We start from the raw sequence: 24,116 nt of genomic DNA on the forward strand, positions 1-24,116 counted from the left end.
CGTGGGCCTTCCCGAGGAACGTTGCAACCCCCTGCAACCCTGGTGAACATCCGTGCGGAGTTTGAAGATGGGAGCAACGCCGCAGCGATGCGGCGTTCGAGCTCCTTCAGGGGTTCTGATGAGCGGGGATGGTGCCGTGTCGGCGCAGCACCATCCCCGCGTCAGTGCCGGGCGGTCACACCTGCGGACGCGCCCGCTCCGTCAGCGCCGCCAGGTCCAGCGTGTGCGGCAGCGTTCCGAACCCCGCGCCCCTGTCGCCCCCGAACCGCGCCGCGCAGAACGCGTCCGACACGTCGTCGGGTCCGTACCGCGCGAGCAGCGAGCCCTGCAGCACCAGCGCGATCCGCTCCACGATCCGCCGCGCCCGCGCCTCGATGCCGTCCAGGTCGCCGAGTTCGGTCAGCAGACCCTTCACCGCCGCGTCGAGCCGGTGATCCGCGCCGCGCGCCTTGCCGACCTCGATCAGGAACGCGTTGAGCGCCTGCGGCTCCCGCTGCAACGCCCGCAGGACGTCCAGGGCCTGCACGTTCCCCGCGCCTTCCCAGATCGAGTTCAGCGGTGACTCGCGCAGCAGCCTCGGCATGCCGGATTCCTCCACGTACCCGTTGCCGCCGAGGCATTCGAGGGCCTCCGTCACCAGCGGCGTACAGCGCTTCGTCACCCAGTACTTGGCCGCGGGCACCGCGATCCGCAGGAAGGCCCGCTCCTGCTCGCCCCCGTCGTCGTACGCCGCCGCGAGCCGTAGCGCGAGCGTCGTCGCGGCCTCCGACTCCAGCGCCAGATCCGCCGTGACGTTGCTCATCAGCGGCTGGTCGGCCAGCTTCGCGCCGAACGCCTCGCGGTGCGCGCAGTGGTGGGTCGCCTGCGCCACGGCCTGCCGCATCAGGGCCGCGGAGCCGAGCACGCAGTCGAGCCGGGTCGCCGACACCATCTCGATGATGGTGCGCACCCCGCGCCCCTCCTCGCCGACCCGGCGCGCCCACGTCCCGTCGAACTCGACCTCGGCCGACGCGTTGGACCGGTTGCCCAGCTTGTCCTTCAGACGCTGGAGGGCGAACGCGTTGCGTGTCCCGTCCCCGAGGACGCGCGGCACGAGGAAACAGGTGAGCCCCGCACCGGCCTGAGCCAGGACCAGGAAACCGTCCGACATCGGCGCGCTGCAGAACCACTTGTGGCCGGTGAGCGCGTACGTCCCGGCCTCGGACAGCGGTAGGGCCCGCGTCGTATTGGCCCGTACGTCGCTGCCGCCCTGCTTCTCCGTCATCGCCATGCCGAAGAGCGCCCCGGCCTTCTGCCCCGCGGGGCGCAGCCCGGAGTCGTAGACCGTGGACGTCAGCAGGGGCTCCCACGCGGCGGCGAGCTCCGGCTCCGCGCGCAGCGCCGGCACCGCCGCGTGCGTCATCGACAGTGGGCACAGGTGCCCCGCCTCCACCTGGGACCACACCAGGAACGCGGCGGCGCGCCGCAGATGACCGCCCGGCCGCGTCCACGCCGACGTCAGCCCCGCCGACACGCCCTTGCCCAGGAGCCGGTGCCACGCCGGATGGAACTCCACCTCGTCGATCCGGTGGCCGTACCGGTCGTGGGTGCGAAGGCGCGGTGGGTTCTCGTTCGCGATCCTGCCCCACTCCTGGGCCTGCGCCGACCCGGCGGTGCGACCGAGAAGTGTGAGGTCCGCGAGGGTCTCGTCCAGAAGTCCCGGGTCCAGATGCCGCGTCAGACCCTGCGTGAGGGCCCGGTCCGCGGAGAACACGTCGTATCCGACGAGCGGAGGAACCTGGTTGGTGACGGTATGCGTGCTGCCTGCCATGTCTGCCGAACCTACCCGCGCCACCGCAAACCCCACCACAGGCCGGGCCTGACGTCGGACGCCGTCCCTCCCGGCGGATACCGTTGAGGGGTGCAGCCAGCAAGCGGATCCCCCGAAACGCCGTCCGGACGTCTTCACCGGGCGCGTGTCCTCTATCACAACGTCTCGAAACGGAAGACGGCCTGGCTGCTCCTCAAGGACACCGTCAACTCGTGCATGGAGTACCGCATCCTGGGCCTCGCGGCCGAGGCGGCGTTCTTCACCCTCCTGTCGGTCCCGCCGCTGCTGCTGTCCATGGTGGGACTGCTCGCGTACGTCGACACGTGGACCGGCGCCGACACCATCGCGGGTGTCCGCGACAACATCCTGGAGGCCTCCCGCACGGTCCTCACCGACCAGGGCGTGAAGGAGATCGCAGAACCGATCCTGGACGACGTCATCAAGGGCGGCAGGCCCGACGTCATCTCCATCGGCTTCCTGCTCTCGCTGTGGTCGGGCTCGCGCGCGGTGTCGACGTTCGTGGACACGGTGACCGTGATGTACGGCCTCGACGGCGTACGCGGCATCGTGAAGACGCGGCTGCTCGCCTTCCTGCTCTTCCTGGTGGGGCTCGTCGTCGGCGCGATAGCGCTGCCGCTGATGATCGCGGGCCCGGACGCGGTGATCGGCCTCGTGCCCTGGTCCCAGTCGCTCGTGGAGATCTTCTACTGGCCCGTGGTCCTCGTCCTGTCCATCGCGTTCCTCACGACGCTGTACCACGTGTCCGTGCCGGTGCGTTCGCCGTGGATCGAGGACGTGCCGGGCGCCCTCGTGGCGCTCGCGATGTGGATCCCCGGCAGCTTCCTGCTGCGCCTCTACCTCACCAACACCATTGAGGGCCCGACCATTTACGGCTCCCTCGCCGCGCCGGTCGCCGTGCTGCTGTGGATCGGCGTCTCGGCGTTCGCGGTGCTCGTCGGCGCCGCGGTGAACGCCGCGATCGACCGGGTGTGGCCTTCGGTCGCGACGGGCGCGGCGCGCGCCGCGAACGAGCGCGTCCGCACCGCGGCCGCCGCCGAACAGCTGGCACGGGCGGCCGCCCTCGACCACCCGGACGACGACGAGGAGTTGGAGGACGGCGACGACCCCGGCATGCCGTCCGAGTTCCCGGAGCGCTGGTCGAAGTTCCTGCCCCCGGAGGACGTCACGTCCCGCCTGCGCACCCACGCCCGCAAGAACGGTGACGGATCGACGGACGAGGAGGACTGACCGGGGCCCGCCGGCCCGGTCGCCCCGTCGGCCCCGGCTACTTCCAGGCGCCGGCCGCCGCCTCCCGCTCCGCGAACTCCCGGAACGTGCCCGGCCCGCGCCCGAGCACCCGCCGCACGTCACCGGTGACCGAGGCGTTCCGCCCGTCCAGGAGCGTCCCGAACAGGTCCACCAGGAACGCCACTTCCTCCTCCGGCACCCCGAACCCGCCCAGCGCGGTCCCGTACTCCCGCACAGGGACCGGGACATAGCGCTTCTCGGTCCCAGTGGCCGCCGCGACGGCCGCGAGCGCCTCGCCCCACGTCAGCAGCGCGGGCCCGGTGAGATCCAGGACCTCGCCCGCGTACCGCTCCGACGGCTCGCGCAGCACCGCCACCGCGACCTCCGCGATGTCCCTCGCGTCGATGAACGGCTCGCGCAACTCCTCCGGTGCGGCGAACGCCAGTTCCCCGCCGCGCACCTGGTCCGCGAGCGGCCCCTCGCTGAAGTTCTGCTGGAACCAGGCGCACCGCAGCACGGTCCACCGCGCCCCCGCCCCCCGCAGCGCCTCCTCGGCGGGCAGCGCCTGGTCCTCGCCGCGCGCCGACAGCAGCACGAGCCGCTGCACTCCGAGCTCCACCGCCCGCCGCGCCAGCGTGCCCACCAGGTCCGCGGCGTCCGGCGCCCCGATGTCCGTGGGGAACGCCAGATACGCTCCGTCGGCGCCGCGCAGCGCCTCGTCCCAGGTGCCTGGCTCCTCCCAGTCGAACCGCACCGCGCCCGACCGGGAGGCCGCCCGCACGCTCAGCCCGGCGGCGCGCGCCGCGTCGGCGACCCGGCGCCCCGTACGACCGGTGGCCCCGGTCACCAGCACCGTCCGTGTGTTCCGCTCCGTCTGTGTGTTGCGCTCGGTCTGTGTCATGCATCCACTCAACTGCCGTGCGCCGCCCACCGACATCGCCGAGCCGCTCACCGCCATACGCGTCCGTCTACGCTGCCCCCATGGACGTACTCGCAGGGCTCCTCGAAGGGCCGAGGGCGCGCGGGGCCTTCATGATCCGGGCCTGCTTCGAGCCGCCGTGGGCCGTGCGGATCGCCGACGAGGCGCCGCTCTCCGTGATGATCGTGGTGGAGGGCGAGGCGTGGATCGTGCCGGAGGGCGACGACGGCAAGCCCCGCCACATCCGCCCCGGCGACATCGCCGTCGCCCGCGGCCCGGCCCCGTACGTCTGCTGCGACGACCCGGCCACCGAGCCGCGCGCCGAGATCGGCCCCGGTCAGGAGTGTCGCCCGCTGGGGCCGGCAAACATCGGCCGCTACAAGGATTTCGGCGTACGGGAGTGGGGTGAGGGCCCCGACGCCCCGGCGAAGATGCTCATCGGCACGTACCAGCTGCGCGGCGAGCTGACGGGGCGTCTTCTCGACGCGCTACCGGACCTCCTCGTCCTGCCCACCGACGTGTGGCGGTGCCCGTTCACCCCGCTGCTCGCCGAGGAGATCGTGCGCGACGAGCCGGGCCAGGACGTCGTCCTCGACCGCCTCCTCGACCTGCTGCTCATCGCCTCGTTGCGCGCCTGGTTCTCCCGGCCCGAGGCCGATGCGCCCGCGTGGTACCGGGCGATGGGCGACCCGGTCGTGGGCAGCGCGCTGCGCCTGATCCAGAACGATCCCGCCCACCCGTGGACGGTCGTCGGGCTCGCGGAACGGGCCGGGGTCTCGCGGGCCGCGCTCGCGCGCCGCTTCACGGAACTCGTGGGTGAGCCCCCGATGGCGTACCTCACGGGCTGGCGCCTCGCGCTCGCCGCGGATCTGTTGCGTGAGGGTGGGGCGACGGTTGCGGCGATTGCGCGGCGGGTCGGGTACGGCAGTGCGTTTGCGCTGTCCGCGGCGTTCAAGCGGGAGTACGGGGTGAGTCCGCAGGAGTACCGGTCGTGAAGCTCGTCGGGTGCCCACGTCACGGGGCTCCGCCCCGGACCCCGCGCCTCAAACGCCGGCGGGGCTGGAAAAGCCTGCTCAATCGCCGCAGGGGCTTGGTGTATCGGCGGCGGGGCTGGAAAGTCTGCTCAAGCGCCGCAGGGGCTTGAGGTGTCGAAACGGAGAGTGTTCGTCTTCTTGCGGGTGGGCCGGAACCGCCGTACACGAGGCATATGGCCGATAACGAGACCCTCGTAGCGACCGCGCAGCCCGCGAGCCCGGTCACTCTGGAAGCCGATTACGATCCCGCCGTCTCCCGCTGGCTGTGGCTGGTGAAGTGGCTGCTCGCGCTGCCGCACTACCTCGTCCTCGCCCTGCTGTTCGTGGGCTCGGGCCTCGCCACCCTCGTCGCCCTGTTCGCGATCCTGTTCACGGCCCGCTACCCGCGGCTCCTCTTCGACTTCAACGTCGGCGTGCTGCGCTGGGCCTGGCGCGTCGGCTACTACTCGTACGGAACCCTCGGCACCGACCGCTACCCGCCGTTCACCCTCGGCCCCGCGCCCGACTACCCGGCCCGCCTCGACGTCGCCTACCCCGAGCGGCTCTCGCGTGGCCTGGTCCTGGTCAAGTGGTGGCTGCTGGTGCTGCCGCAGTGGCTGATCGTGTCGCTGCTCGTGGGCGGCTCCGGCACGACGGGCGGCGTCGCGGGTGTGCTCACGTTCTACGCCGCCGTCGCCGTCCTGTTCACCGGTACGTACCCGCGCGGCATGTACGACCTCAACATCGGCCTGCACCGCTGGGCGGCGCGCGTGGCCGCGTACGGCGGGCTGATGACGGACACGTACCCGCCGTTCCGCCTCGACCAGGGAGAGCGCGAGCCCTACTAGGCCCTGGGCCATAGCATCCGGGCATGCCCGTCGCGACGCTCGTGTACAGCCGCACCGCGGATTACCGCCACGACTCCATCCCGGGCGCCGTCCGGGCCCTGCGCACACTCGGCTTCGACGTGCGGCACACCGAGGACCCGGCCGCGTTCGAGCGCGCGCTCGACACCCGCCCGGACGCGGTCGTCTTCCTCTCCACCAGCGGTGACGTCCTCACCCCCGCCGGGCGCGAACGGCTCGCGGCGTACGTGGACGGAGGCGGCGGCTTCGTCGGCGTGCACGCGGCCGCCTGCACCGAATACGGGTGGCCGTACTACGGGGACCTGCTCGCGGCGCGCTTCGACCGGCACCCCGCGTACCAGCCGGGCCGCGTCCGGGTCGCCGACCACGACCACCCGGCGACCCAACACCTGCCGAACCACTGGGAGTTCACCGACGAGTGGTACGACTTCCGCTCCGACCCGCGCGAGGATCCGACCGTGCGGGTCCTCGCGTACGCCGACGAATCCTCGTACGAGGGGGCGACCATGGGCGGTGACCACCCGCTGGTGTGGTGCAGGGATCCCGTGGCACCGGGACCGGGCCGGATGTTCTACACCTCCCTCGGCCACGCCACCGAGGCCTACGACGACCCGGCCTTCCGGACCCATCTGGCCGGGGCGGTGCGCTGGGCGGCCCGCGAGGGAAGCCTTTAGGCGTCCAGCGCCGCCGCGATCCCCGCCACGGCCCCCGGCCCCACCCGGCAGCAGCCACCGATCAGTTGGGCCCCGGCGTCCCGCCACGCGGTCACCTGATCCGGAGCGAACGTGGCCCGCCCCGCCCACGCGCGCGCATCGGCGTCCCACTCCTCGCCGCTGTTCGGGTAGACGACGACGGGCTTCCCGGTGACACGGGCGGCGAGCCGCACAGCCGCCTCCACGTCCCGCGGAGCACAGCAGTTGACGCCGACCGCGACGACCTCCTCGGCATCGGCAGCCACCTCGAAAGCCTCCTCCAGCGGCTGCCCGGCGCGCGTACGAACCCCGTCCACGCTGTACGACAGCCAGGCCGGCACCCCGAGCCCGCGCACCGCCCGCACCAGCGCCCGCGCCTCGTCCGCGTCGGGCACGGTCTCCAGGGCGAACACATCCGGCGCCGCCCCGGCGAGCACCTCAAGGCGTGGCCGGTGGAACGCGTACAACTCCTCCTCGCTCAGCCCGTACCGCCCCCGGTACTCCGACCCGTCGGCGAGCATCGCCCCGTACGGCCCGGCGGACGCGGCCACCCACAGCGGCCGCCCGAAACCGGCGGCCGCCTCGCGCGCCAACTCCACGCTCGACGCCATGAGTTCGGCGGCCCGCACCCGCCCGATACCACGCCGCGCGAACCCCTCGAAGGTGGCCTGGTAGCTCGCCGTGATGGCGACATCCGCGCCCGCCTCGTAATACGCCCGATGCGCCGCGACGATCGCCCCCGGCTCCTCGGCGAGCAGCCGGGCCGACCACAGCTCGTCGCCCAGATCGTGCCCGGCGGCCTCCAACTGATTGGACAGCCCGCCGTCGAGGACGATCGTGCCCCGGGCGGCGGCGCGGGTGAAGGAGTTGCTGATCATACGGTCGACGCTAGCCGAACCGCACCCGACCGGGCCGCCTACCGCACCGTGAGCACCAGCTTCCCCGTCACCCGCCCCGTGTCACCCTCTGCGTGCGCCTTGGCGGCCTCGGCCAGCGGATAGGTGTCGGCCACGTGCACCGCGAGCTTGCCCGACGTGACGAGTTCGGAGACCGCCCGCATGCCCGCCTGGTCGTACTCGACGAGCATGGCGATGGCCCGCACACCCAACTCGCGGGCCCGCGCGGTCACTTCGTCGAAGTTCCCGGGCAGCAGCGAAACGAGCACGCCGCCCGGCTTCAGCACGTCCAGTGACCGCAGCCGGTCCTCGCCGCCCAGGGTGTCGAGCACGACGTCGATGTCACGCACCTCGGCCGCGACGTCAGTGGTGCGGTAGTCGATGACCTCGTCGGCGCCCAGGCCCCGTACGAACTCGTGCTTGGCGGCGGAGGCCGTCCCGATGACGTACGCGCCGTGCGCCTTGGCGATCTGCACCGCCACATGCCCCACGCCACCGGCCGCGGCGTGGATCAACACCCGCTGCCCCGGCTCCACTTGGGCGACGTCGACGAGCGCCTGCCAGGCGGTGAGTCCGACGAGCGGCAGCGCGCCCGCCTCGACATGGCCGAGCCCCTCGGGCTTCGGCACGAAGGCGCGGGCGGGCCCGGCCACGTACTCGGCGTGCGAACCGGCCCCGTACGGATACGGCAGCATGCCGAACACCTCGTCGCCCGGCTTGAACACGGCGACGCCGAGGCCGACCGCCTCGACGACCCCGGACACGTCCCAGCCGAGCACGAACGGCGGCTTGCCGAGGAAGAGCCCGGAGTCGCGGTGCTTGTAGTCGGTGGGGTTGAGGCCCGCCGCGTGCACGGCGACCACGATCTGTCCGATGCCCGGCTTCGGTCGCGGAAGCTCGACCTCGTGGAGCACCTCGGGCGCCCCGAGGGTGTCCTGGCTGATGGCCTTCATGGTGGTGGTCACGGTGGTGTTGTCGTCGCTCATGAGTCCAGCCTGCGCCCACGGGCCCGAGACGGGCAATGGCAAGATGGTCATCCAGCGATAGAATCGTGCCATGAGCGTTCCAGAGTCCCCCGTTCCCCACCGCGTGGTCGTGCTCGCGCTCGACGGCGTCTACCCCTTCGAGCTCGGCATCCCGAAGCGGGTCTTCGGCTCGGCGGACGCGGCCTACGAGGTCGTGACCTGCGCCGCGACATCGACCCGCACGGTACGTACGGACGCCGACTTCACGATCACCGTCGCGCACGGCCCGGAGGCGCTGGAGACAGCGGACACCGTGATCGTCCCGCCGTACGACATGGCGCGCATCGACGACCCGCTGCCCGCCGCGGAACGGGCCGCGCTCGCCCGCATCAGGCCCGGCGCCCGCACCGTCTCCATCTGCACGGGAGCGTTCGCGCTCGCCGAGGCCGGGATGCTCGACGGCCGGCGCGCCACCACCCACTGGGCGCTCGCGGACCGCTTCCGCCGGATGTTCCCGCACGTCGACCTCGACCCGGACGTGCTGTTCGTCGAGGACGGCGACGTACTGACGTCCGCGGGCGCGGCCTCCGGCCTCGACGTCTGCCTGCACCTGGTGCGCTCCGACCACGGCAGCGCCCTCGCCAACTTCGTGGCCAAGTGCTGCGTCGTCCCGCCGTGGCGCGAGGGCGGCCAGGCCCAGTACATCGAGCAGCCCGTGCCCGAGGAGGGCGACAGCGGCACCGCGCCCGCCCGCGCCTGGGCCCTGGAGCGCCTCGACCAGCCGCTCGCGCTGCGGGAGCTGGCCGACCACGCCCGGATGAGCCCGCGCACCTTCGCCCGCCGCTTCCAGGAGGAGACGGGCACGAGCCCCGGCCGCTGGCTGATCCGCCAGCGCGTGCACAGGGCCCGCCACCTCCTGGAATCCACGGACCTCCCGGTGGACCGCATCGCGGCCGAGGTCGGCTTCGCCACCGGAACGTCCCTGCGCCAGCACCTGCACGCCACCATCGGGGTCACCCCGCAGGCGTACCGCCGCACCTTCCGCGCGGGGCCGGTGGGAGCGGTGTGAGAGGGGGACTGTGACGCCAGACGACGGAAATATCGTCGTCAGGCGTCACAGTCCCAAGCACTCCTGAGGGCTCACGCCCCCTCCGGCCACTCCCACCGCTCCAGGTCCCTCAGCCACACCCGCGCGTTGCCGTCGGACGGGGCGCGCCAGTCGCCGCGCGGCGAGAGCGAACCGCCGGCCGACACCTTCGGGCCGTTCGGCATCGCGGACCGCTTGAACTGCGCGAACTGGAAGAAGCGGCGGCAGAAGTACTCCAGCCAGTGCTTGATCTCCGCGAGGTCGTACGCGCTGCGCTTGTCCTCAGGGAAGCCGGGCGGCCAGGCACCCGCCTCCACGTCGCGCCAGGCGTGCCACGCCAGGAACGCGATCTTCGAGGGCCGGAAGCCGTGTCGCAGCACGTAGTAGAGCGTGAAGTCGTGCAGCGCGTACGGGCCGATCTTCGACTCGGTGGACTGCAACTCCTCGCCGGGGACCAGCTCGGGGCTGATCTCCGTGTCGAGAATCGCGGTGAGGATCTTCCCGGCCTCGTCGCCGAACTGGTCGCTGCTGACGACCCAGCGGATGAGGTGCTGGATGAGCGTCTTGGGCACGCCGCCGTTGACGTTGTAGTGGCTCATCTGGTCGCCGACGCCGTACGTGCACCAGCCGAGCGCCAGCTCGGACAGGTCGCCGGTGCCGAGGACGATGCCGCCGCGCTGGTTGGCGAGGCGGAACAGGTAGTCGGTGCGCAGGCCCGCCTGGACGTTCTCGAAGGTGACGTCGTACGCAGGCTCGCCGTTCGCGAAGGGGTGGTCCATCTCGCCGAGCATCAGGCGGGCCGTGTCGGTGATGTCCAGTTCGGCGGCGGTGACGCCGAGGGACTTCATGAGCGCGTGCGCGTTGGACTTGGTGTGCTCGCCCGTCGCGAAGCCCGGCATCGTAAAGGCCAGGATGTCGGTGCGCGGGCGGCCCGCCCGGTCCATCGCGCGGGCCGCGACGATCAGGGCGTGCGTGGAGTCGAGGCCGCCGGAGACGCCGATGACGATCTTTGGGCCGCCGATCGCGCCGAGCCGCTGGACCAGGCCCGAGACCTGGATGTTGTACGCCTCGTAGCAGTCCTGGGCGAGACGCTCGGCGTCGGCGGGGACGAACGGGAAGCGCTCGACGCGGCGCTTGAGGCCGAGGTCGGTGCTCGTCGGCGGGTCCAGGTGGAAGTCCACGCGGCGGAAGTCACCGGTGCGCGCGGTGTGCGTGCGGCGGTTGTCGTCGAACGTGCCCATGCGCTGGCGCTCCTGGCGCAGCAGGTCGAGGTCGACGTCGGCGACCGCGTGCTGGTCACCGAGCGGGAAGCGGTCCGTCTCGGCGAGCAGCACCCCGTTCTCGAAGATCATGGTCTGCCCGTCCCAGGACAGGTCCGTGGTGGACTCTCCCGCTCCGGCCGCCGCGTACACGTAGGCGCTCAGACAGCGCGCCGACGCCGACCGGCACAGCAGCTTGCGGTCCTCGGCGCGGCCGACCGTGATGGGGCTGCCGGAGAGGTTCAGCAGGACGGTCGCGCCGGCGAGGGCCGCTTCCGCGCTGGGAGGCAGCGGAACCCACATGTCCTCGCAGATCTCCGCGTGCAGGACCAGTCCGGGTACGTCCTCGGCCGCGAAGAGCAGGTCCGTCCCGAAGGGGACCTCGCTGCCCCCGACCCGGATCGTGCCGCCGCGCTCGTCGTCGCCCGCCGCGATCTGGCGCTTCTCATAGAACTCCCGGTAGGTGGGGAGGTACGACTTGGGTGCCACGCCGAGGACCCGGCCGCGGTGCACGACGACCGCGCAGTTGTAGATGCGGTTGCGGTGCCGCAGGGGCGCGCCGACCACGAGGACCGGCAGCAGGTCCGCGGAGCCCTTGACGATGTCGGCGAGAGCCTGCTCCACCTCGTCGAGCACCGGGTCCTGGAGCACCAGGTCCTCGATGGAGTACCCGCACAGGCCCATCTCGGGGAAGAGCGCGACGGCGACCCCGTCCTCCGCGCAACGGCGGCCCTGGCGCAGGACGGCCTCCGCGTTGGTGCGCGGGTCGGCGATGGCGGCGTGGCCGGTGCACGCGGCGACCCGCGCGAAACCGTGACTGTAGATCGACCGAAAGTTCACCTGTCCATGATGTCAACCGGGGCGGGGCGGTGCGCGCCGGGGCCCGGCATTCACCGGCCAGGGCCGGTCCTGAGCCGCCACGGAGATCGGACGCCATCGCGGCTCCGGCACTGTGTGAGCGACTGTTGACGCGCCGCGGCGGCCAATGGGCGTACAGGAGAACGGATCCCGTCGAATACGGGCGGGCAGGGGAGGCCGACGGAAGGGCGTGAGGGAGCATTCGATGGGGCGGCATGGGCGGTCGGTGGCCGGAGGGGATCGGTGAAGTCTTGCGGGGGGCCTGATTCGGACAAGGGGCCGCGACCGGTTGACGACGGTGCCGCAGGCTCCGTGTTGCGGGGCGCGTGTCGGATTTTGACACTCGGCGCATGGGCCACCTGTGCGGTGCGGAGACGAAGAAGCACACGTCCTGTCGTCGTCGCGTGCGGCAGGACAAGGTGCGGTGCCATTTCCATGTGGGCGGGATTCGCTTCAACGGACGGCCGAACGCCGGGGCCGTGGACGCCGCCCACCGAGCTGGGGGCGTCGACGCGGGGGCAGCCCTGTGGGCCGACCTTCTCGACAAGGGAGCGGTCGACGTGATCGCGGCCCGCGCCGCCGAGTGCACGTCGGAGGCGACCTGGCGTGCCCTCGTCGGCGAACAGCGAAAGCCGGGCGGGTGTGATGAACTCGCCGCTGCGGCGCGCGAATTGCTCAAGTCGAGCACGCACGCGTATCTGCGCGACGGAGTGGCGGGCGCGGTCCGTCAATCTGGCGGGACGGATCTCATGGCGGCCTTCGCCGGCGAGCTCGTCCGACGTGTCTCGCTGCCGTTCGACAGCCAACTCGTGCTTGCCGCACGGGCGTTGCAGATCTGCGGAATCGTCACCTGTGCCCTGCGGGGGGTTGCTCCCGCGGACTGTGCCTGTCTGCGTGACATGGCCGTCGCGCTGACCGCGGCGGAGGTCGAGCCGATCATTGCGGCAGCGACGGACGACTGGCAGCGGCTGCCCGAGTGGAAAGGTCCTCGGTGACCTGCCCCGGCGGCCGTCGGGTCGGCCGGGGCGGCGATGGGACCGCCGTCCCGGCCGACATGGCCGGCTACCTCAACTGGCTGAAGGTGAACGTGAATGTGGTCGGTTCGGGTGTCAGTCGGTACTGGGGGAGGACGCCGGGGCCGCACGATTGCGTGCCGATGCCCTGTTGTGCGTGGTCGAGGTGGATCCACAGGGTGTCGCCGGGGGTCAGGTCGGTGCGGTGCGTGGCCGCGTCGAGCTGCTGCGTCGTCCAGCGGCGGGCCGTGAGCGCGTACTCGGGTTCGCCCTCGATGCGCAGGCCGCCGAGCTCCGCCCAGCGGACGCCGACCCGCGCCCCGTTCTCCTGCGGGCGCACGTACGGGGTGTGCAGGGCGTCAACGGTCGACTCCCAGCGGCCGAGCCGCGCCGCCTCGCGCGTGTCCGGGTAGGCCTCACCGGGGCCGCCGCCGAACCAGCGCACACTCAAGTCGCCGACGGGGAGCCCGAGTTGGATGCCGAGCCGGGGCAGTGGGAGTCGCCAGTCGCCCTCGGGTGTGACGGACACGGTGAGCCGTAGGCGCTCGTCGTCCGCCGTCCAGTGGTAGGTCGCCCGCAGGCTGATGTCCCGGCTCGCCGGGCCGACCCGCGTGCGGACCAGCAGTGAGTCGTCGTTCAACTCGACGCCGTCGACACGGTGTTGCATGCGGTGCAGGCCGAACGTCCGCCACAGCAGGCCGAGCCGCTCGTCGTTCTGCCAGCTCGCACCGTCGTCGTTGTCCGTCGGGGCGCGCCACACGTCGAGGCGGGGAGCGGAGGCGAGGGTGACGTGGCCGATGGTGCGGAGGTCCCCGGTGCGGGCGTCGAAGGTGGCGGGGCCGAGCGTCATCACACCGTCGGCCGACGAGGTGTGCCCTCCGAAAAATGTCGCAGTGTTACGTATAACTGCGACATTGTTCTGACCCCACACCACCTCCCGGCCGTCGCCGTCCAGCGCCCGGACCGTCCAGTACCCGTCGTCCCCGGCCGGAGCCGGCAGCTTCACGTCCGCGGACTCGCCGGGGGCGAGCGGGGGCACGGTGAGCGTGCCGCGCTGCACGGCCTCGCCCTCCACCTCGTACGCCCAGTCGAAAGCCAGGTGGGACAGGTCGCGGAAGTCGTAGCGGTTGGTGACGCGCACGGTTCCGGCGTCCCCGTCGACGGTGATCCGGACCGGCTCGATCACCTTCTTGAACTCGATGAGCCCCGGCGACGGCGTCCGGTCCGGGAACAGCAGCCCGTCGCAGACGAAGTTCCCGTCGTGCAGCTCCTCGCCGAAGTCACCGCCGTACGCGTACCCGTACCGCTCGTCGGCGATCCCGTGGTCGATCCACTCCCACACGAATGCGCCCTGCAGCCGGTCGTGCTTCTCGAACAGCCGCTGGTAGTCGGCGAGTCCGCCGGGACCGTTGCCCATGGCGTGCGCGTACTCGCACTGGATGAAGGGGAGCGCGCGGCGCCTCTCGGGTCCGCCGTCGAGACCCCGGCCGATCAGCTCGACCTCGGCATGGTCGGCGTACATGCGTGAATAGACGTCGGTGTCACGGCAGTTGATGTCGCCCTCGTAGTGGACGAGGCGCTCCGGGTCGCGCGCGTGGATCCATTCGGCCATGGCGGTGAGCCCGCGCCCGGTGCCGGCCTCATTGCCGAGCGACCACATCACGACGGACGGATGATTCTTGTCGCGCTCGACCATGCGGGCGGCGCGATCGAGCAGCGCCGGAGTCCAGCGCTCGTCATCGACCGGGTTGTCCCGCCAGCCCTGTTCGGCGAACCCGTGGGTCTCCAGGTCGCACTCGTCGATGACCCACAGCCCGTACTCGTCGCACAGGGCGAGGAAGGCCGGGTGCGGCGGGTAGTGGGAGGTGCGGACGGCGTTGATGTGGTGGGACTTCATCAACTCGACGTCGTGGCGCATGGTTTCGAGGTCGAGTGCGCGGCCGTGTTCGGGGTGCCACTCGTGTCGGTTGACGCCCTTGAAGAGGATCGGCGTGCCGTTGACCCTGATCAGCCCGTCGGACAGCTCCACCGTACGGAAGCCGATCCGCAGCGGCACCCGCTCACCGGCCGTCGCGAGTTCGCCGTCGTACAGGCGAGGAGTCTCGGCAGTCCACGGCTCGACGGCGACGGTCACCGACTCACCGGTGGTCACATCAACACCCAGCTCCGGCACGGTGATCCGCCCCGCCACGTCGCTGTCGACGCGGAGTGTCCCGCGACCGGTGGTGTGGTCGTACGAGGCGTGCGTGAAGAAGTCCCCGACGCCTCCGGCGGGGCGGTGCAGAAGGGTCACGTCGCGGAAGATGCCGGGCAGCCACCACTGGTCCTGGTCCTCCAGGTAGGAGCCCGCGGACCACTGGTGCACGCGGACCGCGAGCACGTTGCCGGTGGGGGCGAGGAGGTGGCCGACCTCGAACTCGTGCGGCAGCCGGCTCCCCTTGAACTCGCCGAGCTCCGTCCCGTTCAGCCACACCTTCGCGCAGGACTCGACCCCGTCGAAGCGGACCACGGCCGAGCCGTCGTCGGGCCAGTCGCCGGGCAGATCGAAGACGCGCAGGTGATCCCCGGTCGGGTTCTCGTCGGGAACGCGCGGCGGGTCGATGGGGAACGGGTACAGCACGTTCGTGTAGACGGGCGCCCCGTGCCCCTGCATCACCCAATGCCCGGGCACCCTGACGCCGCTCCACCTTTCGGCGTCGTACCCCGGCGAGACGAAGGACTCGTCGTACGCATCGGCCCGCGCCGCCAGCCGAAATCCCCAATCACCATTGAGAGACAACGAGTTGGCAGACGACTCGGCGTACCAGGCGCGGGGCGGGAGCGCCCCGTGGCCGGGAGAGGGGTCGGTTACGTAAGCGATGGACATGAGTCTCCTTAAAATCAAGCCCGTCTTTCGTACGAGAGCCCGCGGGGTCCGGGGCGGAGCCCCGCGGCGTCAACCCCGGCACGGCCCAACACGCCCTCCAGCGCAAACGTGGCCGCGCCCAAACTCACCGGATCCGTAGGAATGGGCGAAAGAACAATCTCCGCGGCAGCGAACGGCCCCGCGAGCGAACCCCGCGCCGCCGCCCCCCGAACCTCCTCCAGAAGGGGACCGCCAAGCGCCCCCGCGACCCAACTACTGAGCACCACAACCTCGGGATTGAGCAGATTGACGAGATCGGCGACCGCCGCACCGAGATACCGCGCGGTCTCCCGCACCACATCCAGCGCCGCGGCGGAGCCCTCCGCCGCGGCCCGCCCGATGGCAGAGATCGTGGCGGTCTGGTCGTCCGCGTGGAGGAGCGGCGAACCCGGGTGCAGCTCCCGCAAGTTGCGCATGATGCCGGGCGCCCCCACGTACGCCTCCACACACCCCCGGCCACCGCAGTGGCACGGCCGACCGTCGAGCACGAGCGTGGTGTGTCCCCACTCGCCCGCACTGTTGGTGACACCCCGATGCAGCTCCCCGCCGAGCGCGAGCCCCGCACCGACGCCCGTGCCGAGGTTGACGACGACCGCGTCGTCCCGCCCGCGCGCCGCCCCGAACCACAGCTCGGCGACGGTGGAGGCGCGCAGCGGATTGTCCAGGTACAGGGGTACGTCGAGATGCTCCGCCAGCAGCTCCCGCAGCGGCACCGCCCCGTGCCAGCCCCAGTTCGGGGCGTACACGCTGATGCCGCCCTGCCGGTCGACGAGCCCCGGCATGCAGACGCCGACGCCGAGCACGGGCCCGCCGGTGTCGGTGTCGGCGTCGAGCACGGACCGGACCGCGTCCGCGATCACGGCGACCACATGCCCGGGTTCGTGTGCGCCGGGCCGCAGTTGGCGGTCGGAGCAGGCGACGACGCGCAGGTTCAGGTCGAACAGCTCGGCGTGCACATACGTCTCCGCGACGTCCACGCCGACGAGCGAGCCGTGGCCCGCGTCGACGGAGACGAGGCCGCGCGGCCGCCCGCCCGCCGAGTCCACGAAACCGTCCGTGACCAGGATCCCCAGGTCGAGCAGCTCGCCGACGAGCGTGGCGACGGTCGCCGAGCTGAGGCCCGTCTCCGCGGCCAACTCCTGCCGGGAGACAGCGGGCCGGTCGAGGCAGCGGCGCAGCACCTCGTACCGGTTCGCCGTCCGTATGTCGCGGGACGTGCGCTTCATGCCGTCAGGCTAGGAGCGCCTGACGGACTTCGACAAGGGGTTGGAGAAAGGGCTTTACGAAGTCGCCCCACGTGCTACCCCCACGCGCTACCCCCACACGTCACCCTCACGCGCCGCGCGGCAGCAGCCTCCGCACGAACGCGTTGCTGAACTTCCCCTCCGGATCGAGGCGTTCGGCCAGCGCCACGAAGTCCGCCGCCCGCGGATACCGGCCGGCGACGCGCGCCGGGTCGGCCGTGAACACCTTCCCCCAGTGCGGCCGCGCCCCGAACTCCCGCAGTCGGTCCTCCACCAGGGAGACGACCGGGAGCACCCGCTCCGTGTCCGCGACCCACGTGAAGTGGAACGCGACGGTGTCCCGGCCGTACGCGGGGCTCAGCCACTGCGTGTCCGCGGCGACCGTGCGCACCTCGCAGACCTGGACCACGTCTGCGATCCGCTCGCGCACCGCGTCGATGGCGGCAAGCGCGGCCACGGCGTGCTCGCGCGGCAGCAGATACTCGGACTGCAACTCGTCGCCGCTGCTGGGCGTGAACTCGGCCCGGAAATGCGGCAGTCGCTCGTGCCAGGGCCCGGGCACCCCGAACTGCTCGGTGCAGTGCACGGCGGACATCCCCGGCACCGGATGCCGCGCCTCGGCGGCGGACTCGGCCCACGGGAAGTCCAGCGCGTCCGGCATCCGCCGCTTCACCCACACCTGGTCGAAGCGCGGCCCACGCCAGTCGGTGAACAGGCTGACGCTGTACGCGGCGGCCGACACGGCCTCGAAGTCGAGCCCCTGGAAGGGGAGTTCACGAAAAACGTGCTGCGATACATCGAAGGAGGGCTCCACGTCCAGCGTCAACGACAGCACCACGCCCAGCGCACCGAGCGAGACGACCGCCCCCTCGAAACCGGCGTCCCCGCGCGCGAGCGTGACCAGCTCCCCGTCCCCGGTCAGGATATCCACGGCCCGCACGGCCTCGGCCAGCGACCGGTTGCCGTTGCCCGAACCGTGCGTGCCGGTGGCCACCGAACCGGCAACGGAAATGTGCGGCAGCGAGGCCATGTTGGGCAGCGCGAGCCCGTGCGCGTGCAGCGCGGCGGCCAGTTCGGCGTACCGCACGCCGCCGCCGACCCGCACGGTGCGCTCCGCGGTGTCGACGTCGATCAGGCTCGGCAGCGCACCCAGCGAAACGAACACGCCGCCGCGCTCCACGTCCACGTCGGCGATCCGGTTGAACGAGTGCCCGCTGCCGAGCACCCGTATGTGCTCGCTCTTGCCGACGACTTCCCGCAACTCGTCGACGGTGTCGGGCCGGTACAGCCGTTCCGCGCCGAAGGTGATGTTGCGAGCCCAATTGGTAATCGCTGACACGGGACTGCCTTTCGCAGAGTGACGATTGCCGAGAATTGGACCACGGCAATCAAGCCCCTGAGTTCTCGTTGACGTCACGGGGCTCCGCCCCGGACCCCGCTGCTCAATCGCCGCAGGGGCTTGATTGGCGTACCGTGCCTGCGCATGACGCAGACCGACGACCACCGCACCCTCCCGCTGACCCACCGCGCCGACCTGGAGGCCATCCTCGACGCGGGCTTCGTCTGCCATCTCGGTGTCATGGTCGACGGTGCCCCCGTCGTCGTACCGACCGTCTACGGGCGTGACGAGCGGTGGCTGTACGTGCACGGGACCGTGGCCGGCCGCAGCCTCGCGGCCGACCCGGAGGCGGCGGTGTGCGTGACGGTGACCCACGTCGACGGGCTTGTCCTCGCCCGCTCCGTCTTCGAGCACGGGGTGAACTACCGCAGCGTCATGGTGCACGGTGTGCCGCGCCTGATCACCGACGAGGGCGAGAAGCTGGAGGGGCTCCGGCGGCTCACCGAGCACGCGACCCCCGGCCAGTGGACGTACGCGCGGCAGCCGAACCGCGAGGAGCTCGCCGCCACCACGATCCTCGCGCTCTCCCTCGAAGAGGCGTCCGTGAAGATCCGGTCCGGCGCCCCCGACGACGGAGCGTCGGCCGACGCCGAGCTCGGTCACTGGGCCGGGACCCTGCCGCTGAACGCCCGCTGGGGCGCTCCCACGGCCGATCCACTGCTGCCCATCGGCATCACCGCGCCCGCCCACATCGTGGCCCGAGCGGGGACCCGGCAAGGTTGACCGGCGGCCGGGGCGTACCGTGAGGAGTCGAGAAACCGTAGAAGACGCAGCACAGCAGAGGGTCGAGGAGTAACGGGATGCAGAGCCGTACGGCGCTGGTAGAGGACCTGATGGAGCGCTTCCCGCACGTTCCGAAGGAAGCGGTCTTCAAGGAGGACCTGCTGCGCGGCGGTGTCGCCTTCGACGCGTCCGCGCTGAGTGACAACGAGGACGGCGAGGTCAAGCCGAAGTCGTACTTCATCTTCTCCTTCGACCACGGCACGCTGCCCGAGCTGGGCGAGGCCGCGCTGCGCCGCCCGCCCGAGGAGATCGTCCTCACCGGTGGCCCCTACGACCTGCGCCGCACGGTCGTCTCGGTCCGCGTGAACCCGAAGTCGCCGTACCGCGTGGCGTCGAACGAGGACGGCATGCTCGGCCTGTACCTCGACGGCAAGCGGATCTCCGACGTGGGCGTGCCGCCGATGCCGGAGTACTACCGGCACAAGCTCTCCAACGGGAAGTCGGTCATGGAGGTGGCCCCGACGATCCAGTGGGGCTACCTGATCTACCTGACCGCGTTCCGGGTCTGCCAGTACTTCGGCGCCAAGGAGGAGTGCCAGTACTGCGACATCAACCACAACTGGCGCCAGCACAAGGCGGCGGGCCGTCCGTACACGGGTGTGAAGGATGTCGACGAGGTCCTCGAGGCCCTCGAGATCATCAACAAGTACGACACCGGGAAGACGTCGACCGCGTACACGCTGACCGGCGGCGCGATCACGTCGAAGGTCCAGGGCCTGGACGAGGCGGACTTCTACGGGCGGTACGCCAAGGCCATCGAGGAGTACTTCCCGGGCCGCTGGATCGGCAAGGTCGTCGCGCAGGCGCTGCCCAAGGACGATGTGCAGCGCTTCAAGGACTACGGCGTGCAGATCTACCACCCCAACTTCGAGGTGTGGGACGAGTACCTGTTCAAGATGTACTGCCCCGGCAAGGAGCGCTACGTCGGCCGCGACGAGTGGCACAAGCGGATCCTCGACTCGCGCGAGGTCTTCGGCGCGCGCAACGTCATCCCGAATTTCGTGGCGGGTGTCGAGATGGCCGAGCCGTTCGGCTTCAAGACGGTCGACGAGGCCATCGCCTCCACCACGGAGGGCCTGAACTTCTTCATGTCGAACGGCATCACGCCGCGCTTCACCACGTGGTGCCCCGAGCCGACGACGCCGCTCGGCAAGGAGAACCCGGACGGCGCGCCGCTGGAGTACCACATCCGGCTGCTCGACGCGTACCGCAACGCCATGGACGAGCACGGGCTCTCCTCGCCCCCCGGATACGGTCCGGCGGGCGCGGGCCGGGCCGTGTTCTCGGTCAGCTCGTTCATGGACAGCCTCGCGCCCAACGAAGAAGCCGTGGAGTTCTGATCCGCCGCAAGGGCCCTATGCGGCCGCCTGCTCGCCGGATGCCTCGGTGCCGGCGGGCAGTGCGCCCGGCGCGTCGATCAGGCGGCTGAGCAGGTCGGGACGGGCGGCGGGGGAGACCTCCGCGAGCAGCGCGGCCAGGACGGCGATCCGGGTCTGGCCCGCGCGCAGCGTGCCGCTGAGCACGGCGCCCGCGGCGACCAGGTCGACGGCGCCGCCACCCGTGTAGATCTCGGCGAGCGGGCCCGCGGATACGCGCGTAGACACGGCGACGAGGACTCCGCGGCGTACGGCCGAGGACACCGCGTCGACCAGCTCCGGCGTCGCGTTCCCCGCGCCCGTGGCCACCAGCACGATGCCGCGCGCGCCCGCGGCGACGGCCGCCTCGAAGAGCGTGGCGTCGGCGTCGCTGTGGTGCATGACGATGTCGACGCGCGGTATCGCCGCTCCTGACTCCGGCTGAGGCAGCGGGGCCGGGCGGTTCGGCTTGTGGCGCAGGTCGACGCGGCCGAAGCCGAGCCGGCCGAGCGGTCCGGCGGACGGGTCGGCGAAGGCGTCGGCCGCGAGGGTCTGCGTCTTCACGGTGCCGCGTGCCGCGTGCACCTTTCCGTCGAAGGCGATGAGGACGCCCAGGTCACGGCCGTTCGCGGCGAGTTGGAGCGCGTCGTACATGTTCCCCGGGCCGTCCCCCTCGGCCTGGCCGAGCGGCTTCTGGGCGCCGGTGAAGACGACCGGGCGCGGGTCGTCGTGGTGCAGGTCGAGCAGGAACGCGGACTCCTCCAGGGTGTCCGTGCCGTGCGTGACCACGATGCCGTCGACGGCCGGGTCGGCGAGCACCTCGCGCACCGTGCGCAGCAGCGTCAGCTGGAGCTCCGTCGTCATCCGCGAGCTGTTCACGTTGAACAGGTCGACGACGTTCACCTCGACACCCTCCGGCAGCGCGGCCGACGCCAGCACCGTGTCCCCGCCGGCGTCGGCGGCGTAGCCGGTGCCCTGCCAGCGGCTCGCGATGGTGCCGCCGGTGCTGATGAGGGTGATGCGTGCCATGGAACCTGCCTCGCGGAAGAGTCGGCGCTCCCGCGCGCGTGGGGAGCGTATGTTCGATCTACAGCAAGGATAAATCGTGATCTGCGCAATCGGATTGCGAATCCTGGCCGTTGATTGCGGAAAGTGTGGTGCATGATTGCGCCATGGACCGGATCGACCTGCATATCTTGCGCGAGCTCCAGGAGGACGGCCGCCTGAGCAATCAGGATCTGGCGGCACGCGTCGGCCTCAGCCCGTCCCCGTGCATGCGCCGCGTGCGGCAGCTGGAGAAGGACGGCGTCATCCAGGGCTACCGCGCGATCGTCGACCCGGCCGCCGTCGGCCGCGGCTTCGAGGTCCTCGTCTCCATCGAGGTGCGCCGCGACCGCGCCTCCGTCGAGGCGTTCGAGCACGCGCTCCAGGACATCCCCGACGTCATAGAGGCCTACCGGCTCTTCGGCAGCCCCGGCTGCATGCTGCGCATCGCGGTCGCCGACCTCGCCGCGTACGAACGGCTGTGGATCGAGCGGCTCACCGCGCTCGACGGGGTCACCGAGGTGAACTCGCAGATCATCATGAAGCGCATCAAGGAGCCGAAGGGGCTGCCGGTGTAGCGGGTGTTTCAAGCCCCGCCGGCGATTGAGGAGCGGGGTCCGGGGCGGAGCCCCGGCAGTGGCGCCTACCGCCCCCGCAGGCCCAACACCAGTTCCCGTGGCAACCCATGCGTGTCGTGCAGGTACCGCAGGTCGTCTTCGTTCAGCGGGCCCGAGAACCGCGGCCGCGACAGCACCTTCCTGCCGCGCTCCAGGAGCCGGTCGAAGCGCAGCTCCTCGTCGAGCAGCACCTGACGTACGTCGGAGGGGTCGAGGTCCTGGCGGAAGTGGTCCAGGGTGTGCCGGATCAGCTCGACCGGCAGGTCCCCGAGCGTGCGGGTCGGGTCCTCGCGGCGCAGCACGGTCAGCACCCGCCGGATCAGCCGGCGCAGCACGTACCCGCGCCCGGTGTTCGACGGCCGCACCCCGTCGCCGACGACCACGACGGACGAGCGCAGATGGTCGCCGACCACCCGGAACGACGGCTCGTCCAGCGGCCACAGGCCCGGCAGCAGCCGCCGCCACGGATCGAAGACGTCGCACTCGAAGACCGACGGCTTCCCCTGCAACAGCGAGGACAGCCGCTCCAGGCCGAGCCCGGTGTCGACGTTGCGCTGGGGGAGTGGCACCAACGAGCCGTCGTCCAGGCGCCGGTAACGCATCGTCACGTGGTTCCACACTTCCACCCAGCGTTCGTCCTTGGTCGGGCTCGACTCCGGCGGGGTGTCACCGGTCCACAGGAAGATCTCCGAGTCCGGACCGCACGGCCCGGTCGGCCCGTTGTCCCACCAGTTGTCCTCGACGGTCTCCTCGACGGGGACTCCGCGCCGCTCCCACACCTCCCGCGAACCGGTGTCGGGCCCGGTCTGCCCGTCGCCGCCGAACACGGTCACGTACAGCATCCGCGGATCGATGCCGAAGCCCTCGGTGAGCAGCTCGTACCCCCACTCCAGGCTCCGCGGCCCCTCGTAGTCGCCGAGCGACCAGGTGCCGAGCATCTCGAAGACCGTCAGATGCGTGGGGTCGCCGACCTCCTCCAGGTCCGTGGTCCGCAGGCACCGCTGTACGTTGACGAGCCGTCGGCCCAGCGGATGGGGGCGGCCCTCCAAGTACGGGGTGAGCGGGTGCATTCCGGAGGTGGTGAACAGGACCGGGTCGCCGGGCGGCGACAACAGCGTCGAGCCGGTGACGCTGCGGTGGCCGCGGTCCTCGTAGAACTCGGTGAACGTGCGGACGACGTCGTCGGTGCGCATGGGGTGTCTCCTTCGCGTGATGCGGGCGAGAGGCACCGGAAGCGGCCGGACGGAGCGCGTTGGGGCAACAGAAAACCGGCGGCCGTTTCCGGTCGCCGGTGGATGAGGTGGGTACGTCAGGCGGCGGCAACCGGCGAGCTGGTCGCTCGCGCGGTCGCGGTGGTGAGGCTTCGACGCATGACGTTCATGAAGCCGAGGGTAGCGCGGCCGTCCGGTCCGGGCCAGGAGTTTTCCGGGGCCCGCGTCAGTAGCGCCGCACCGCGCCCCGCGCCACCGAGGACAGCAGGGAACCGATGGCGATGCCGATCACGAGGTACACCCCGGCAGTGCCCAGCTTCGCCTGCCACGTCAGACCCGTCGTGAACGGAAGCAGCACCATGACCGCGGTCGCGAGGCCGATGATCCAGGCGAAGAAGCGCTCGGGCCGCGGCGTCGCCACGATCAGCAGGTTGAGGAGCGCGGTCGCGACGAGCGCCGCCACCGCGGCGCCGCCCGCGAGCGCTCCGGTGGTCGCGTTGCCCATCAAGCCGTCGCCCTCCGGCGCGAACACCGGGACGTCGAGCACGCCTCGTACGAGGAGGAGGGCGACCACCGCCGTGAGGGCGGCGATCACGGCGGTCATCACTCCGCCCGCCCACAGCTTTCCGGCGTCGAGTCGGGGCTGTGGTTCGGGTTGGTAGGGGGGTTCGGGTTGGCCGTAGGGCTGCCCGTAGGTCTGCTGTCCGTAGGGCGAGTTCCGTGGTTCCACGAGGAGGCTTTCCGATCGGTGGGCGCGCCATGTCGGTTTTGATGCAGTATCACCCGCGCTCTGGGCCCTCGCATGTCACCGCTGCACATGGGTCACGCCACGGGGCTCCGCCCCGGACCCCGCTGCTCAATCGCCGCAGGGGCTATAAACTGGTGCCCGCGCTGCCTGACGGCCATCTCGGACATCGAGGTGGACTACCAGG

20 protein-coding genes are annotated in these 24,116 nt (G+C 71.3%); 9 read left to right on the forward strand and 11 right to left on the reverse strand.

The window, feature by feature from the left end; genetic code table 11:
* Window positions 1-175: 175 nt before the first annotated feature.
* Entirely contained in the window at window positions 176-1,810 is a 1,635-nt protein-coding gene (locus tag ACWD2L_RS18575; RefSeq protein WP_351331705.1) for an acyl-CoA dehydrogenase family protein, read from the reverse strand.
* A 90-nt stretch (window positions 1,811-1,900) separates the two neighbouring features.
* Here ACWD2L_RS18575 and ACWD2L_RS18580 point away from each other — a divergent pair, with 90 nt between their 5' ends.
* Window positions 1,901-3,058, forward strand: coding sequence for a YihY/virulence factor BrkB family protein (locus tag ACWD2L_RS18580; protein ID WP_351331706.1), 1,158 nt, complete (start codon window positions 1,901-1,903; stop codon window positions 3,056-3,058).
* A gap of 37 nt (window positions 3,059-3,095) precedes the next feature.
* Here ACWD2L_RS18580 and ACWD2L_RS18585 read toward each other — a convergent pair whose 3' ends face one another.
* Window positions 3,096-3,959, reverse strand: a complete 864-nt coding sequence (locus ACWD2L_RS18585; RefSeq protein WP_351331708.1) for an NmrA family NAD(P)-binding protein — start codon at window positions 3,957-3,959, stop codon at window positions 3,096-3,098.
* 80 nt (window positions 3,960-4,039) lie between these two features.
* Here ACWD2L_RS18585 and ACWD2L_RS18590 point away from each other — a divergent pair, with 80 nt between their 5' ends.
* The 3 genes from ACWD2L_RS18590 (at window position 4,040) to ACWD2L_RS18600 (ending at window position 6,530) form a co-directional block, all read left to right on the forward strand.
* Window positions 4,040-4,972, forward strand: a complete 933-nt coding sequence (locus tag ACWD2L_RS18590; RefSeq protein WP_351331710.1) for an AraC family transcriptional regulator — start codon at window positions 4,040-4,042, stop codon at window positions 4,970-4,972.
* Window positions 4,973-5,184: 212 nt separating this feature from the next.
* Window positions 5,185-5,838: a DUF4389 domain-containing protein gene (locus ACWD2L_RS18595; protein WP_351331712.1), complete on the forward strand. Its 654-nt coding sequence runs from the start codon at window positions 5,185-5,187 to the stop codon at window positions 5,836-5,838.
* A 23-nt stretch (window positions 5,839-5,861) separates the two neighbouring features.
* Window positions 5,862-6,530: a ThuA domain-containing protein gene (locus ACWD2L_RS18600; protein ID WP_351331714.1), complete on the forward strand. Its 669-nt coding sequence runs from the start codon at window positions 5,862-5,864 to the stop codon at window positions 6,528-6,530.
* On the opposite strand, the gene mmuM is transcribed toward ACWD2L_RS18600, so the two are convergent.
* Both mmuM and ACWD2L_RS18610 read right to left on the reverse strand, forming a co-directional pair.
* Window positions 6,527-7,426 (reverse strand): homocysteine S-methyltransferase, encoded by a 900-nt coding sequence (gene mmuM / locus ACWD2L_RS18605; protein WP_351331716.1) that lies wholly within the window; start codon window positions 7,424-7,426, stop codon window positions 6,527-6,529. The two genes, ACWD2L_RS18600 and mmuM, sit on opposite strands and share 4 nt — an antisense overlap.
* A gap of 38 nt (window positions 7,427-7,464) precedes the next feature.
* Window positions 7,465-8,430: an NADP-dependent oxidoreductase gene (locus ACWD2L_RS18610; protein WP_351331717.1), complete on the reverse strand. Its 966-nt coding sequence runs from the start codon at window positions 8,428-8,430 to the stop codon at window positions 7,465-7,467.
* Between the two features lie 70 nt (window positions 8,431-8,500).
* Here ACWD2L_RS18610 and ACWD2L_RS18615 point away from each other — a divergent pair, with 70 nt between their 5' ends.
* Window positions 8,501-9,478 carry a GlxA family transcriptional regulator gene (locus tag ACWD2L_RS18615; protein WP_351331719.1) on the forward strand — a complete coding sequence of 326 codons (978 nt, stop codon included), beginning with the start codon at window positions 8,501-8,503 and terminating at the stop codon, window positions 9,476-9,478.
* A gap of 71 nt (window positions 9,479-9,549) precedes the next feature.
* On the opposite strand, the gene ACWD2L_RS18620 is transcribed toward ACWD2L_RS18615, so the two are convergent.
* Window positions 9,550-11,595, reverse strand: coding sequence for an NAD(+) synthase (locus ACWD2L_RS18620; protein ID WP_351331721.1), 2,046 nt, complete (start codon window positions 11,593-11,595; stop codon window positions 9,550-9,552).
* Between the two features lie 368 nt (window positions 11,596-11,963).
* Between ACWD2L_RS18620 and ACWD2L_RS18625 the strand changes: the two genes are divergently transcribed.
* Window positions 11,964-12,608 (forward strand): hypothetical protein, encoded by a 645-nt coding sequence (locus ACWD2L_RS18625; RefSeq protein WP_351331723.1) that lies wholly within the window; start codon window positions 11,964-11,966, stop codon window positions 12,606-12,608.
* 67 nt (window positions 12,609-12,675) lie between these two features.
* Here ACWD2L_RS18625 and ACWD2L_RS18630 read toward each other — a convergent pair whose 3' ends face one another.
* From ACWD2L_RS18630 to ACWD2L_RS18640, 3 genes are all read right to left on the reverse strand, one after another.
* A complete protein-coding gene (locus ACWD2L_RS18630) occupies window positions 12,676-15,492 on the reverse strand; it encodes a glycoside hydrolase family 2 TIM barrel-domain containing protein (protein ID WP_351331725.1) in 2,817 nt (938 codons plus the stop codon).
* A gap of 14 nt (window positions 15,493-15,506) precedes the next feature.
* Window positions 15,507-16,757 (reverse strand): ROK family transcriptional regulator, encoded by a 1,251-nt coding sequence (locus ACWD2L_RS18635; protein WP_351331727.1) that lies wholly within the window; start codon window positions 16,755-16,757, stop codon window positions 15,507-15,509.
* A 106-nt stretch (window positions 16,758-16,863) separates the two neighbouring features.
* Entirely contained in the window at window positions 16,864-18,114 is a 1,251-nt protein-coding gene (locus ACWD2L_RS18640; RefSeq protein WP_351331729.1) for an FAD-binding protein, read from the reverse strand.
* A 144-nt stretch (window positions 18,115-18,258) separates the two neighbouring features.
* Between ACWD2L_RS18640 and ACWD2L_RS18645 the strand changes: the two genes are divergently transcribed.
* Window positions 18,259-18,897 (forward strand): pyridoxamine 5'-phosphate oxidase family protein, encoded by a 639-nt coding sequence (locus ACWD2L_RS18645; RefSeq protein ID WP_351331731.1) that lies wholly within the window; start codon window positions 18,259-18,261, stop codon window positions 18,895-18,897.
* A 77-nt stretch (window positions 18,898-18,974) separates the two neighbouring features.
* On the forward strand, window positions 18,975-20,297 hold the full coding sequence (locus ACWD2L_RS18650; RefSeq protein WP_351331733.1) for a radical SAM protein: 1,323 nt from the start codon (window positions 18,975-18,977) through the stop codon (window positions 20,295-20,297).
* 15 nt (window positions 20,298-20,312) lie between these two features.
* Here the strand turns inward: ACWD2L_RS18650 and ACWD2L_RS18655 are convergent, their stop codons facing one another.
* Window positions 20,313-21,341 (reverse strand): asparaginase, encoded by a 1,029-nt coding sequence (locus tag ACWD2L_RS18655; RefSeq protein ID WP_351331735.1) that lies wholly within the window; start codon window positions 21,339-21,341, stop codon window positions 20,313-20,315.
* 143 nt (window positions 21,342-21,484) lie between these two features.
* On the opposite strand from ACWD2L_RS18655, the gene ACWD2L_RS18660 reads away from it, so the two are divergent.
* A complete protein-coding gene (locus tag ACWD2L_RS18660; protein WP_351331737.1) occupies window positions 21,485-21,934 on the forward strand; it encodes an Lrp/AsnC family transcriptional regulator in 450 nt (149 codons plus the stop codon).
* A 65-nt stretch (window positions 21,935-21,999) separates the two neighbouring features.
* On the opposite strand, the gene ACWD2L_RS18665 is transcribed toward ACWD2L_RS18660, so the two are convergent.
* On the reverse strand, window positions 22,000-23,166 hold the full coding sequence (locus ACWD2L_RS18665; protein WP_351331739.1) for an alanine--tRNA ligase-related protein: 1,167 nt from the start codon (window positions 23,164-23,166) through the stop codon (window positions 22,000-22,002).
* Window positions 23,167-23,410: 244 nt separating this feature from the next.
* Complete coding sequence (locus tag ACWD2L_RS18670; protein WP_351331740.1) at window positions 23,411-23,914, reverse strand: DUF6069 family protein; 504 nt, start codon at window positions 23,912-23,914, stop codon at window positions 23,411-23,413.
* Between the last annotated feature and the right edge of the window lie 202 nt (window positions 23,915-24,116).

This window comes from Streptomyces sp. NPDC002754 (genome assembly GCF_053592315.1).

What these genes read in the sequence shown, in the direction of transcription:
- ACWD2L_RS18595 (WP_351331712.1), top strand. Translation starts at nt 5,185, where the DNA reads ATGGCCGATAACGAGACCCTCGTAGCGACCGCGCAGCCCGCGAGCCCG.
- mmuM (WP_351331716.1), bottom strand. Translation starts at nt 7,426, where the DNA reads ATGATCAGCAACTCCTTCACCCGCGCCGCCGCCCGGGGCACGATCGTC.
- ACWD2L_RS18590 (WP_351331710.1), top strand. Translation starts at nt 4,040, where the DNA reads ATGGACGTACTCGCAGGGCTCCTCGAAGGGCCGAGGGCGCGCGGGGCC.
- ACWD2L_RS18625 (WP_351331723.1), top strand. Translation starts at nt 11,964, where the DNA reads ATGGGCCACCTGTGCGGTGCGGAGACGAAGAAGCACACGTCCTGTCGT.
- ACWD2L_RS18585 (WP_351331708.1), bottom strand. Translation starts at nt 3,959, where the DNA reads ATGACACAGACCGAGCGCAACACACAGACGGAGCGGAACACACGGACG.
- ACWD2L_RS18635 (WP_351331727.1), bottom strand. Translation starts at nt 16,757, where the DNA reads ATGAAGCGCACGTCCCGCGACATACGGACGGCGAACCGGTACGAGGTG.
- ACWD2L_RS18650 (WP_351331733.1), top strand. Translation starts at nt 18,975, where the DNA reads ATGCAGAGCCGTACGGCGCTGGTAGAGGACCTGATGGAGCGCTTCCCG.
- ACWD2L_RS18645 (WP_351331731.1), top strand. Translation starts at nt 18,259, where the DNA reads ATGACGCAGACCGACGACCACCGCACCCTCCCGCTGACCCACCGCGCC.
- ACWD2L_RS18660 (WP_351331737.1), top strand. Translation starts at nt 21,485, where the DNA reads ATGGACCGGATCGACCTGCATATCTTGCGCGAGCTCCAGGAGGACGGC.
- ACWD2L_RS18655 (WP_351331735.1), bottom strand. Translation starts at nt 21,341, where the DNA reads ATGGCACGCATCACCCTCATCAGCACCGGCGGCACCATCGCGAGCCGC.
- ACWD2L_RS18615 (WP_351331719.1), top strand. Translation starts at nt 8,501, where the DNA reads ATGAGCGTTCCAGAGTCCCCCGTTCCCCACCGCGTGGTCGTGCTCGCG.
- ACWD2L_RS18600 (WP_351331714.1), top strand. Translation starts at nt 5,862, where the DNA reads ATGCCCGTCGCGACGCTCGTGTACAGCCGCACCGCGGATTACCGCCAC.
- ACWD2L_RS18630 (WP_351331725.1), bottom strand. Translation starts at nt 15,492, where the DNA reads ATGTCCATCGCTTACGTAACCGACCCCTCTCCCGGCCACGGGGCGCTC.
- ACWD2L_RS18665 (WP_351331739.1), bottom strand. Translation starts at nt 23,166, where the DNA reads ATGCGCACCGACGACGTCGTCCGCACGTTCACCGAGTTCTACGAGGAC.
- ACWD2L_RS18575 (WP_351331705.1), bottom strand. Translation starts at nt 1,810, where the DNA reads ATGGCAGGCAGCACGCATACCGTCACCAACCAGGTTCCTCCGCTCGTC.
- ACWD2L_RS18610 (WP_351331717.1), bottom strand. Translation starts at nt 8,430, where the DNA reads ATGAGCGACGACAACACCACCGTGACCACCACCATGAAGGCCATCAGC.